General features: G+C 33.2%; 9 protein-coding genes. 6 read left to right on the top strand and 3 right to left on the bottom strand.

Annotation, left to right across the window (positions count from 1 at the left end):
* The first annotated feature begins 125 nt into the window (after positions 1 to 125).
* Positions 126 to 2,756 (top strand): alanine--tRNA ligase, encoded by a 2,631-nt coding sequence (alaS, locus tag J8L88_RS07565; RefSeq protein WP_211060403.1) that lies wholly within the window; start codon positions 126 to 128, stop codon positions 2,754 to 2,756.
* A gap of 50 nt (positions 2,757 to 2,806) precedes the next feature.
* Positions 2,807 to 3,754, top strand: coding sequence for a GSCFA domain-containing protein (locus J8L88_RS07560; RefSeq protein WP_118389985.1), 948 nt, complete (start codon positions 2,807 to 2,809; stop codon positions 3,752 to 3,754).
* A gap of 34 nt (positions 3,755 to 3,788) precedes the next feature.
* Here J8L88_RS07560 and J8L88_RS07555 read toward each other — a convergent pair whose 3' ends face one another.
* Together J8L88_RS07555 and J8L88_RS07550 are read right to left on the bottom strand one after the other, a co-directional pair.
* Entirely contained in the window at positions 3,789 to 4,208 is a 420-nt protein-coding gene (locus tag J8L88_RS07555) for a hypothetical protein (protein WP_120650250.1), read from the bottom strand.
* Between the two features lie 186 nt (positions 4,209 to 4,394).
* Positions 4,395 to 5,198, bottom strand: a complete 804-nt coding sequence (locus tag J8L88_RS07550; RefSeq protein WP_199726728.1) for a S24 family peptidase — start codon at positions 5,196 to 5,198, stop codon at positions 4,395 to 4,397.
* Positions 5,199 to 5,487: 289 nt separating this feature from the next.
* Between J8L88_RS07550 and J8L88_RS07545 the strand changes: the two genes are divergently transcribed.
* From J8L88_RS07545 to J8L88_RS07530, 4 genes are all read left to right on the top strand, one after another.
* Positions 5,488 to 5,643, top strand: a complete 156-nt coding sequence (locus J8L88_RS07545) for a hypothetical protein (RefSeq protein WP_155839766.1) — start codon at positions 5,488 to 5,490, stop codon at positions 5,641 to 5,643.
* Between the two features lie 304 nt (positions 5,644 to 5,947).
* Complete coding sequence (locus tag J8L88_RS07540; protein ID WP_211060402.1) at positions 5,948 to 9,181, top strand: M14 family zinc carboxypeptidase; 3,234 nt, start codon at positions 5,948 to 5,950, stop codon at positions 9,179 to 9,181.
* 424 nt (positions 9,182 to 9,605) lie between these two features.
* Positions 9,606 to 10,034 (top strand): TIGR02594 family protein, encoded by a 429-nt coding sequence (locus J8L88_RS07535; RefSeq protein ID WP_027395264.1) that lies wholly within the window; start codon positions 9,606 to 9,608, stop codon positions 10,032 to 10,034.
* Positions 10,027 to 10,437, top strand: a complete 411-nt coding sequence (locus J8L88_RS07530) for a phage holin family protein (protein ID WP_027395265.1) — start codon at positions 10,027 to 10,029, stop codon at positions 10,435 to 10,437. Before J8L88_RS07535 ends, J8L88_RS07530 begins: the two co-directional genes overlap by 8 nt.
* Before the next feature lie 157 nt (positions 10,438 to 10,594).
* Here J8L88_RS07530 and J8L88_RS07525 read toward each other — a convergent pair whose 3' ends face one another.
* A complete protein-coding gene (locus J8L88_RS07525) occupies positions 10,595 to 12,355 on the bottom strand; it encodes an aromatic amino acid hydroxylase (RefSeq protein WP_027395266.1) in 1,761 nt (586 codons plus the stop codon).
* Between the last annotated feature and the right edge of the window lie 117 nt (positions 12,356 to 12,472).

Below are 12,472 nucleotides of genomic sequence, written 5' to 3'. Positions count from 1 at the left end.
TTATACTTTGAGGCGAGAACAAATATAATAAATTGTCACAAAGTCCAGAAAAAACTGACAAATATCGATAGCATATCTTTAGGTTGCTTGCGGTAATTAATTGATTATAAAGAAAATATAAAAAAATGAAATCCCAAGACATCAGAAACCAATTTTTAGCGTTTTTTGAATCCAAAAAACACAGTATAGTGCCTTCTGCGCCTATGGTTATTAAGGACGATCCTACTTTGATGTTCACCAATGCCGGGATGAATCAATTTAAAGAATACTTTCTAGGAAATGGAATTCCTAAGAATAATCGGTTGACCGATACTCAAAAATGCCTTAGAGTTAGTGGTAAGCATAATGATCTAGAAGAAGTAGGGATGGATACGTATCATCATACCATGTTCGAGATGTTAGGGAATTGGAGCTTTGGTGATTATTTTAAGAAAGAGGCAATCGAGTGGGCTTGGGAATTGTTAACCGAGGTTTACGGTATAGATAAAAACATTCTATATGTTTCAGTTTTTGAAGGAGCAAAAGATGAAAATCTAGAGATGGACCAAGAAGCGTATGATTTATGGAAAAAAATTGTTCCAGAAGATCGTATTATCATGGGAAATAAAAAAGATAATTTCTGGGAAATGGGAGATCAAGGACCTTGTGGGCCATGTTCAGAAATTCATGTAGATCTAAGATCGGAAGAAGAAAAAGCTAAAATACCGGGTCGTGATTTGGTAAATCAAGATGATCCATTAGTGGTAGAAATATGGAATCTCGTATTTATGCAATTTAATCGTAAAGCTGATAGTTCTTTAGAAAAATTACCAGCACAACATGTGGATACGGGAATGGGGTTTGAAAGATTGTGTATGGCTTTACAAGGTGTAAAATCTAACTATGATACTGATGTATTTACACCTTTAATTAGGGAAATAGAAACGATTACAAATGCTGCATATGATAAAGATAGTTTACCAACAGATGAGAATGGTAAAGTTAGTGTAGCAATTCGGGTGATTGCAGATCATCTTAGAGCAGTATCATTTTCTATAGCGGATGGGCAATTGCCAAGTAATACTGGAGCTGGATATGTAATACGTAGGATTTTAAGAAGAGCAATTAGATATGGTTTTACGTTTTTAAATACAAAAGAACCTTTTATATATAAGCTGGTAGATACACTTAGTGGTCAAATGGGTGGAGCTTTTCCAGAATTAAAATCCCAGAAAAACCTAATTGTAAATGTTATTAAAGAAGAAGAGAATTCATTTTTAAGAACATTAGATCAAGGGCTAGTATTGCTTGATAATGTAATTAAAGGTACCAAGGGTAAAGTAGTTTCTGGAGAAAAAGTTTTTGAATTGTATGATACTTTTGGTTTTCCAGAAGATCTTACAGCATTGATATTATCTGAGCAAGGATATGAGTATGAAGAAGATGTGTTTAAAGCTGAGTTGCAGAAACAAAAAGATCGTTCTAGAGCAGCTTCTGAGGTAAAAGCTGGAGATTGGGAAATATTAATTCCTGGTGCTGCAGAAGAATTTATCGGATATGATCATACTTCGGGAGAAACGAGAATTTCTCGTTACCGAAAAGTAAATAGTAAAAAAGATGGAGAATTATATCAGTTAGTTCTAGATAAGACCCCTTTTTATCCAGAAGGTGGAGGGCAAGTTGGTGACAAAGGATATTTAGAAGTAGCTAATGGGGATGTGGTTTATATTGTTGATACTAAAAAAGAAAACAATTTAATCATTCATTTTGCAAAAACGTTACCAAAGCATATTAATGAAACCCATAAGGCTGTTGTAGATGTTAAACAGAGATCTAGAACAGCATCTAATCATACAGCAACTCATTTATTACATCAAGCGTTGCGTACCATTCTTGGTACGCATGTAGAACAAAAAGGTTCTATGGTGCATAGTGGAAATTTAAGATTTGATTTTTCTCATTTTTCAAAAGTTTCTTCTGATGAATTACAACAAGTAGAGGATTTTGTAAATGCTAGAATAAGAGAGGCGTTGCCATTAGAAGAAAAGCGCAATATATCATACGATCAGGCGATTGCAGAAGGAGCGATTGCTTTATTTGGAGAGAAATATGGAGATGATGTTAGGGCAATACGCTTTGGAGAATCTATGGAGTTATGTGGAGGAATTCATGTCCAAAACACAAGTGATATATGGCATTTTAAAATAACATCCGAAAGTGCAGTTGCAGCTGGGATAAGAAGAGTTGAAGCGATCACTAGTGATGCTGCAAAGGATTATTTTACAAATCAATCTGAAGCATTTTCGGAAGTAAAAGCAATTTTGAAAAACCCTAAAGATCCTATTAAAGCAATAACTACTTTACAGGATGAGAATACGAATCTTAAAAAGCAAATAGAAGTATTGTTGAAAGATAAGGCTAAAAACCTAAAAGGAGATCTTAAATCAGAATTTGAAGAAATAAATGGAATTCAATTTTTAGGTAAAAAAGTAGATCTTGACCCAGCAGGAATAAAAGATTTATCTTTTGAGCTAGGAGGAGAAATAGAAAATGCTTTTATGATCTTTGGAGCAGATAATAATGGTAAAGCATTATTGTCGTGCTACATTTCTAAAAACTTAGTAGAAGAAAAAGGATTGAATGCTGGTCAAGTAGTTCGTGAGCTTGGAAAGTATATCCAAGGTGGAGGAGGTGGGCAACCATTTTTTGCCACTGCTGGAGGTAAAAATCCAAAAGGAATTGAGGAAGCTTTAGAAAAAGCAAAACAATATGTTTAATTAAAAACCAATACCCCTCTTACCAATTAAGGTGAGAGTTGGTACTATGTATGAATTTACAAACCAAAATACCCTTAAAGCCTCAGCAACCGAAGATTGATTATAACTCAGAGTTATTGTTGATAGGATCTTGTTTTGCTGAAAATATTGGAGAAAAATTTTCATACTTTAAATATAAATCTTTAGTAAATCCTTTCGGAATACTTTTTCATCCCAAAGCAATTGAAACTTTTCTATGGATGGCTACTCAACGAGAGTCGTATACAGAAACGGATTTGTTTTATCATAATGAACAGTGGCATTGTTTTGACGCGCATTCTAGATTAAGTCATTCGGATAAGGAGTATTTGTTACAATCTCTAAATGGAGCATTAGAACAGACGTATATGAAGATTCAATCGGCAACTCATATATATATTACTTTGGGCACAGCTTGGGTCTATCGTTTACAATCGCTGGATATGGTAGTAGCAAATTGTCATAAAGTATCTCAAAAGGAGTTTAGTAAAGAGCTCCTATCTGTAGAAGAAGTAACTCAATGTTTGCTAAATAGCGTTGGATTAATCAAAAGTTTGAATCCCAATGTAAAAGTGGTGTTTACCGTTTCTCCAGTAAGACATAGTAAAGATGGTTTTGTAGAAAATAATCAAAGTAAATCACATTTAATCGCTGGTATACATCAGGTGATAAATAAAGACATCACAGCTGCGTATTTCCCTTCTTATGAAATTATGATGGATGAGCTAAGGGATTATAGGTTTTATAATACAGATATGATTCATCCAAGTGATGTAGCAATTGACTATATATGGGAGTACTTTAAGCAAACTTGGGTCTCTAATGAAGCGTTAATTGTTATGAACAAAGTTAAAGAAGTGCAAAGTGCCATATCACATAGACCTTTTAATCCAAATAGTCGGCAGCATCAACAATTTCTTGAGAGACTAGAACAGAAAAAAAGTGAAATTCAAAAAGAATATGCTTTTATTACATTCTGATTTTCGAGATATTGGATAATTAACAGTAAGGTTTTTAATTAAAGAAACCAGATAGTAAATGTAAGCTACCAGCTATTACTCCTGCTCCGAACGAGTCAGAATTTAATGGATTATCCCAAGATTGGTTTTGTAATGAGATGTTTGCTACTGGATCAAATAAGGATTTATGAGTGAATGCATTGTTTCTTACTATTAAATAAGGGCGAGTTCTGGAAACTCCAAAAGCAGGATAGTCCGTAAATCGAGAAATTCCAAAAAACAACCTATAGTCATTACTTTTATTATTAATTCCGGATAAACGATAGCTTTTAGTTATATCCACTGGAATAGAGTCTATGATCAACGTCTTAGGGGGCTTTTTATTACTTAAAGACGGGGACTTTATTGATTGAGAATATATTACGCCAAAGCCCATAAAAAGAATAACAGAAAGTAAAATTTTAAAATTCTTCATAATTAGCAAACTGATTTACTTCATTGCATCAAAAAACATTCCATAAATATACGTTTTATAATGTTAACCTATTGATTTTTAGTCTCACTAATGTGTAGGATAGATATATGTGTATAGAAAACTTTATTGTGAGGTTTTTTTACGTGAGATCGGGTTATAACTATAAAAGTTATGCCCGATCTTTATTTAGTTATTTCTTTTTAATTCTTCTTCTAACAAAACAATTTTAGTCTCCAAGTCATGTAAACGATCGTAAACATCCACAGGTTCAGGCATTTGTTTAGAAGCAAACATAGTGATATACCAGGCTTCCATGATTTCTTCAGAATTTATAGTATATGTGGGGTAATTGCCATCTTTATTGTCAGATTTTAGAATAAGCTTACCTCGTTCTTCAATTCTATTGATAATTCGTTTTAAAACAATACCATCATTTTTACTAACGATTACGTAGATCCTTCCATCTTTTATATCATTTAGATCTTCTACATATTTTCCAAAAACAAGATCTCCATCAAAAAATGTTCTGACCATAGAATTACCTTGTACTTCGAAACATCTAAAAGTGCCGTTACTCAGATGAGGCATATTGAATGTAGGAAGAGTTTCTATATATTCTGTGTCACCATAACCATCTAGGTATCCCGCTCTTGCTTTTATGGGGACATAAACTACATTTTCATCTCCTTCTTGATTTACAGCGACTACTTGTGGGATTCCACCATATGTTGTAGTTTCCTCTTTTTTGTTTATTAATATGTTGCTGCTTTTTCCAAAAAGATATTCTGGGTTAATAGAGAATTCATTAATAATGCGTTCTAGTAAATCGTAACCAGGTTTGGTTCTTTTTCTAGAGCCATCTGGTTGGAGTCTTCCTGTAGTAATACTATCTATTGTAGTACTGGTGACCCCTATTTTTTTAGCGAAAGAATGATTGTTTAAACTAAAAAAATCTATTATTTCCCTAATTTTTTCATCAATTGCTATCATTATGTTGATTTTTTAATTTAAAACTTCTAAAATAAATAAATTCAAACAAAATACACAAAACATCTGTATTTTGTTGGTTATTTCTGTAAAATGTTGTATATTTGTATTGTAATTAGTTGCTAAAATAGGAAAAATTATTCATAATCAAACATTTGTGTTAATTCTATTGCAACATTTTCGGGTAAAATAGCATAAGACGTCGTGCTAGAGTCACTTTAGAAGGATAACTATTCAAACTTTTGTTTGAATAAGGTGGTGTTTTTATATTTAATTTAAAATTAAATGGCTTATGCAGCGAAGTAAACTGTTATTAGAAAAGCGTAAACAGTTTGTTCAGAATTATGTCGAAAGCAATTCGGAAAAACAAATGAAGGTTATTGTAGAAGAGTTGATAGAACAACTTTTTATTTCAGAAAAAACAATTTATAATATTCTAAAAAACTAAGGATGAGTCGTGATATTAAGAACTTATAATGCAGATTTAAGATTAGATTATTTCCAAAATTATATAAATAATGCTTTTGTAAGAAGGTTCGTTTTAGGTTTATAGAAAATCAAAATAAGGACTGGTTTAGGATATTTTTTACTAGTTAATCTATTGATAAACTGGAGTATTACAAAGGGGAAAAGATCTGATTTTGCATCGCTGTTTTGATGTTTTTTAACTTATCTTTATAATTATTAAAACCAATTTAACTATAAAGACTGCTTATAACCAAAGTATGTCTTACACAAACACTCTTAAAACCATGAAGAACAAACGAATACTTGCCTTATGGGTCTGTCTGATCCTAGGTGTGTCGCTATTTGCGCAGAAAACTCAAAAAGAACAAGCAATTGAGTATATAAACCTCAAAGGAGAGGTGATATTCGATATTAAGATAGAAAGCCCGTCTCAGCTACAAACCTTTACAAAAGGATTATCCATTGTCCATTATGATCAGGTGACAGGTATTGTAAAGTTAATGGCTAATAAGTCTCAATTTGATGAATTTCTAGATAAGGAGATTCCTTTTACTACAACCGAAGATGATAATATCATCGGGTATAGAACAATGACATCGGATCTTTCTATTAAAGCTGCAACATTTCCTTTAACTGCTTACCCAACATATGCTGATTATGTGAGTATGATGAATGATTTTGCTACCAATAACCCAACGATATGTCAAATCCAAAATATTGGCGCCACCACAGAAGGGGATAAAGCATTGCTTTTTGTGAAATTGTCTGATAATGTTGGTGCAAATGAACAAGAGCCACGTGTTATGTATACGTCTTCTATGCATGGAGATGAGATCGCCGGATATCCAATGATGCTTAATCTTATTGATTTTTTATTAACTGCTTATAATGATACCTCTCATCCAAGGCATGTAGAAATTAAGCAGCTTTTGGATAATAATGAAGTATGGATTAATCCATTAGCGAATCCTGATGGAACGTATAGAAATAGTGCTAGTAATACATCGGTAGCTAATGCTACTCGTGGTAATGCTAACAATGTAGATCTTAATCGTAATTACCCTGATCCAGATGATGGAGCGAATCCTGACGGAAATAGTTATCAAATAGAAACACAACATTTTATGAATTTTGCTGCATCAACACACTTCGTACTGTCAGCTAACTTTCATGGAGGTATTGAGTTGATTAATTATCCTTGGGATACTTATGCTGGAGCGCATCCTGATGAGGATTATTTTGTTCATGTTTCCGAAGAATATAGAGATTTCTGTCAGCAGAATAGTCCAAGTGGATATTTTGATGCCTTAAATAATGGAGTTACTAATGGATATGATTGGTATGAGGTACAAGGAGGAAGACAGGATTATCAAATACATTTTCATAAAGGGAGAGAAGTAACTGTAGAGCTTTCTAACGCAAAAACTCCTCCTGCAAATCAATTAGTGAATTTCTGGAATTATAATCAAGAAGCACTTATTGGTTTTTTAAAACAAGTAAATTATGGAATACGTGGTATTGTTACTGATGCTGCAACGAATCAACCTATAGATGCAAAAGTGACTGTTGTTGGGAAAGAGGCGTATGAAACATGGACACCTACCGAATTGCCAGAAGGGGATTATTATAGACCAATTAAAGCAGGAACGTATACCGTTCTTTATGAAGCGGAATGTTATGAGTCAAAAACTATAACAGGTATCGTAATTGCAGATGGTCAATCGGTAATACAAGATGTTCAACTTACCCCATTAGGAGCAACTGCTCCAACAGGATTAACAGTTTCTTCTGTGCAATCGACTAGTGCTGATTTAAATTGGTCAGGTAGTGCCGGAGCTAGTTTTGATCTTCGGTATAGGGAGATAGGCACTGTTAATTGGACGGTAGTTTCAGTAAATACTAATACGACTAGTATTTCCGGTTTAATGGTCGATACTGATTACGAAGCTCAGGTTCGTAGTATATGTACAGCAACAATTGTTTCTCCCTATAGTGATTCTGTATCCTTTACTACAACTACTACACCTGCTTGCACTGGGATTACTATATTTCCATATGCAGAAGGTTTTGAGTCGAATATTGGACTATGGACGAATAATACTGATGATGATATTAATTGGACTCGTGATAGTAATGGAACACCTTCTAGTGGAACAGGACCATCTTCTGCTCAAGAAGGCTCATTTTATATGTTTATAGAAGCTTCAGGAAATGGTACTGGATATCCTGGGAAAATAGCATTATTTGATAGTCCTTGTGTCGACCTTTCGGTATTAACGGGTGCAACGTTAGAGTTTGGATATCATATGAATGGGACTAATATGGGATCTTTAGAAGTTTTGGTTAGTAACAATGATGGATCAAGTTATGCATCGATTTGGAGTAAGAGTGGAAGTCAAGGAGATCAATGGAATCAGGTCTCATTAGATATTTCTGCATATGCTGGTTCGGTGATGCAGCTCAGGTTTAAGGGAACTACGGGAAATGGATTTCGAAGTGATATGGCTATTGATGATTTAAAAATTATTTCCACAACACCTGATTCTCAAGCTCCGTCAACACCGACCAATCTAATTGCGTCTAATATTACAGGTACTACTGTGGATTTATCTTGGAATGCGTCTATAGATGATATAGGTGTTTCTGAATATGAAGTATATCAAGGAGCAACTTTAATAGGAACTTCGGCAGCTACGAATACTACTATTGGTGGATTAAACCCAGATTCAGAATATACTTTTGTGGTGATAGCAAAAGATGCTGCTGGGAATAGTTCTTCTGCAAGTGATTCTGTGACTTTTACCACAACTGGTGTTGTAATTACATATTGTAATAGTCAAGGTACTAATGTAAATGATGAATATATTGATTATGTAGGTATAGGAGGTATAGATAATGTTTCTGCTGCAACGAGCGGATATACGGATTACACAAGCCAAACTGGTGCTGTGTCTTATGGACAAAATACTATTGTGTTAAGTCTTAATTATACAGGGACAGTATATACAGAATATTGGAATGTTTGGATTGATTATAATAAAAATGGAGCTTTTGAGAGTTCGGAGTTAATAGTTTCCGAATCTACACGTAGTGATGCAAATCAATCATATGATTTTACGATACCTTCTAGTGCATTGTCAGGAGCAACAAGAATGCGAGTAACTTTAAAGTATAATGCAACAGCTACACCTTGTGAGACTTTTACATATGGAGAAGTAGAAGATTATACTATAAATATTGGAGGAGTTACTGCTTCCCGAGAAAGTAATGTTTTAAGTTTTGGGACGAATGAAAAATTACAATTATACCCTAACCCCGTTAGCAAAGGAGTTTTATTTGTTAGAGGAGTTTCTGATGAAGAGTCAAAAGTTACTATTTATAATTATGCCGGACAGAAAGTAATAAATACTAAAATCATTAATGGTAATATTGATGTAAGTAGTTTGTCTAGTGGATTATATCTTTTACAATTAGGAAACAATGATCATAAAAGAATGAAAAGATTTATAGTTCAATAAATATAGTTTTGAAATAACAAAATATAAAATTATAAGAAGGTTAAATCAAGAGGTTTTCCTCCGAAAGTTTAGCCTTCTTTTTTACTCCCGTAGTTGCAGTATTTGCCAATAAAAAACCTTTAGAAATCTTTACTGTTTTCGTATATTTATATATGCTTTTCAACGCACTGTATGTATTGGTTTTATTATAAAATCTATGACAAAAGTGTGCAAATGGTTTACTGTAATTATGTGCAAAAAAGAAAAAAATTCTGGGTTCCTGCAGGTTCATAATTAAGCCTTGGAATTTTAACTTTTTAGTACTCTTAATCAAGCTCTAGATGATGATTTAAATTCAAGAAAAAGTCTGAAAAATTTAGTTATATGGATAAAGGTTTTTTCGAATAAAGTAATTCTTGTAGAGGTAATCAAATTTTTTTAACGTATGAATATTTTAGAAATGGCGCTATCTCAGTATGGCGTTACAGAGATTAATGGTTCTAAAGATCACCCACAGATTGTTTCTTATTTTAATGAAATTGGTTTTGACGGTCCCCAATTACGTAATGACACTGCTTGGTGCAGTGCATTTGCTAATTGGGTAGCAAAAAAGACTGGATATTCCTATTCAGGACAGCTTAATGCTCGTAGTTGGCTTAATGTAGGTGAATCTACAGATACACCGACTGCTGGTGATATAGTGGTTTTGTGGAAAGAAAAGCCGTGCAGTAGAAAAGGTCATGTAGGTTTTTTTATTAAAGAAACTAGAGGGTTTGTATACGTTCTGGGAGGAAATCAAGATAATAGAGTGTGCATAAGAGCATATCCTAAAAATCGAGTATTAGATTACAAAAAATTAATGAAACATGGATAAAATTATAAGTATGGTATTTTGGTTGCTTACGATTCTTTCACCAGTTAATGGAGTAATGATGACAATGGTCTTCCTTATTTTGGTAGACTTTATTACAGGTTCGTATGCGGCTTATAAAAATAAAATCCCAATAAGTAGCGAACGAATTGGGAATACGATCTCTAAGTTTTTTATATATAACTTAGTAATTCTAGCATCGTTCTTATTAGAAGAGTATATTGTAAATGAGGTTCCCTTTCTTAAGATAATAGCAGGTTTTGTTGCTATTACAGAGATAAAATCTATTTTAGAAAATTTTAATAAAATTTATGGTCTTGACCTTTTTAGAGCTTTAGTAAGTTTATTAAAGTCCGGAGACCTTTCAGATACAATACGAGCTATCTCAAAAGAGGGAAAAAAGTAATTAAATAAAAAACTGGTATATTCTGATTATTTCTTCATCAAAATTACAACAACCGCTATTTTGATAATATCGTGATAAACGAATGCTTGGGTAATGTCAAAATCAAGAAATAATCAGAGTATATCTTATTTACTAGACTAAAAGTAAAACTTTAAAATTAGGCTATTAAAGTCTTTTGGTTAATAATTTTAATCCCGCTATCTATTAGGTGTCTTATTTCTGTCTTTTTTGTTTTAATATGATCTAAATGATTTAATATTTCAGTTGCAAATTTAGGTTCTCTGTCATGAACTAATTCGTAAATCTCAATAGATAATAACCAATCCTCTGAATGATCTTTTTTTATAATGTCAAATACCGATTCTAGGGAAAATTTAGAATTTTCTCCATTTCGTATATTTTTAACCGCTTGATATAAGGAATGTAATTCTTGCTCTTTTGTAGAGTATGTTCGTTTTATTGTATTCATATCTGGGTTATGAGTAATCATGTCAAATGAGTAATCATCAGCAGGTCCAGAAAATGCTGAAAGAATCTCTTTTCCTACAGCTAAATCAAATGTCCCCCATTCAGGTTTAAACAAATATTCATTTTGATATTTAATAGTACATTCTTTAAACTGAATTAAAATAAGTTCTCCTTTAATGTTTCTCATTCCGGTAATATTTATTCCTGCGATTGTAATCCCACTTTCGAACTCAAATTCTATATATTCTCCATCATAGAAATTATAGGCTTTTAAATCCCTCGGTGACATGTTTTCAATGGCTAAATTGATACCTTTAAGTTTACCAAGAGGTGATCTAAAACCATTAGGGTGTATGTCAATACCTTGGCCAATTAATTCTTTTTCTCTAAACGAAAGTGCAGTAGGGCCTTCAGTTTCAAAATAAATTACTTCATTATCTTCGTTTTTGATCATTCTTGTAAAAACGCCAGAAATTTGTAAACCAGTACTTAATTCTATAGTTCCTAAATTCTGAGACTCAATAAGTTTGGCTAGTCCACGATGCCCTCCTTTTCTTAAAGCCATGGTATCCGCAAATTCTTCTAATACCTGACATAGATAGGCAAAATCTGGAGTGACGAATAATTGGGGTTGAGGTTTTGTAATATCAAAATCACGGAACGCAGCATCAGGTGTGTAAGAAAGTTTTTCTACATTATCAGTCATGCACCATTCGCTTTCTCCAATAGAGGAGAGTAATCCTGCGCCATAAATTTTAGGATCCTCTACAGTGCCAATAAGACCGTATTCCACTGTCCACCAATGTAGATTACGAATTAAAGCCATTTCCGAAGGCTCTGATTTTTGATTTTGTAGTTCATTTACTCTGTTTTCAGCGTCTTTAATAGCTTCTGGATCAGTATCTGGTGATTCTTTAAGAATTGACAATGTCCGCACTGCATCATACATATCGTAGTCTCTCTTAGAGGAAATAGCTTTGCAGCCAATTTTTCCAAATCGTCGCAAATATTCGGCATAATCTGGATTAGCAATAATGGGAGCATGTCCTGCTGCTTCATGGATAATATCTGGAGCAGGAGTATATTCTATGTTTTCTAACTGTCTTATATCAGATGCTATAACTAGTATGTTATATGCTTGAAATTCCATAAAAGCATTGGGAGGAATAAATCCGTCTACAGCAACTGCTGCCCAGCCAATTTCTTTTAGGATTCTATTCATGCCATACATACTTGGAATTTCATCGATAGAAATTCCTGTTTTTTCTAACCCTTTTAAATAAGATTTATGAGCCACTTTGCTTAATGAAACTATGTTTTTTCGCATCACATATCTCCAGACGGCTTGATCAATAGCAGTGTATTCATCGTAATTCTGAGGTTTGATAAATTGCTTGAGGTGTGGGGGTAACCTGTCAAGTAATGGATTGGATTCTATTTGTGATGACATTTTTAAATCAAATTTTGATGCTAAATTCTACAAGCCGAAAAGTACTAGTTTTAATGCTAAGATTAGAATTAATTAACTAATTTTGTTTAGATAGTGTAGGGTTTTAAGCAGATATGT

The sequence above is a fragment of the Aquimarina sp. MMG015 genome (assembly GCF_018100855.1).
Classification (GTDB): domain Bacteria; phylum Bacteroidota; class Bacteroidia; order Flavobacteriales; family Flavobacteriaceae; genus Aquimarina; species Aquimarina latercula.
Note: the sequence above shows the minus strand (reverse complement) of the source record. Positions and strands in the feature narration are given on the sequence as shown.

Excerpts from the sequence above, each read along its gene's own strand:
- J8L88_RS07560 (WP_118389985.1), top strand. The coding sequence starts at position 2,807 with ATGAATTTACAAACCAAAATACCCTTAAAGCCTCAGCAACCGAAGATT.
- J8L88_RS07555 (WP_120650250.1), bottom strand. The coding sequence starts at position 4,208 with ATGAAGAATTTTAAAATTTTACTTTCTGTTATTCTTTTTATGGGCTTT.
- J8L88_RS07550 (WP_199726728.1), bottom strand. The coding sequence starts at position 5,198 with ATGATAGCAATTGATGAAAAAATTAGGGAAATAATAGATTTTTTTAGT.
- J8L88_RS07530 (WP_027395265.1), top strand. The coding sequence starts at position 10,027 with ATGGATAAAATTATAAGTATGGTATTTTGGTTGCTTACGATTCTTTCA.
- J8L88_RS07535 (WP_027395264.1), top strand. The coding sequence starts at position 9,606 with ATGAATATTTTAGAAATGGCGCTATCTCAGTATGGCGTTACAGAGATT.
- J8L88_RS07545 (WP_155839766.1), top strand. The coding sequence starts at position 5,488 with ATGCAGCGAAGTAAACTGTTATTAGAAAAGCGTAAACAGTTTGTTCAG.
- J8L88_RS07525 (WP_027395266.1), bottom strand. The coding sequence starts at position 12,355 with ATGTCATCACAAATAGAATCCAATCCATTACTTGACAGGTTACCCCCA.
- alaS (WP_211060403.1), top strand. The coding sequence starts at position 126 with ATGAAATCCCAAGACATCAGAAACCAATTTTTAGCGTTTTTTGAATCC.
- J8L88_RS07540 (WP_211060402.1), top strand. The coding sequence starts at position 5,948 with ATGAAGAACAAACGAATACTTGCCTTATGGGTCTGTCTGATCCTAGGT.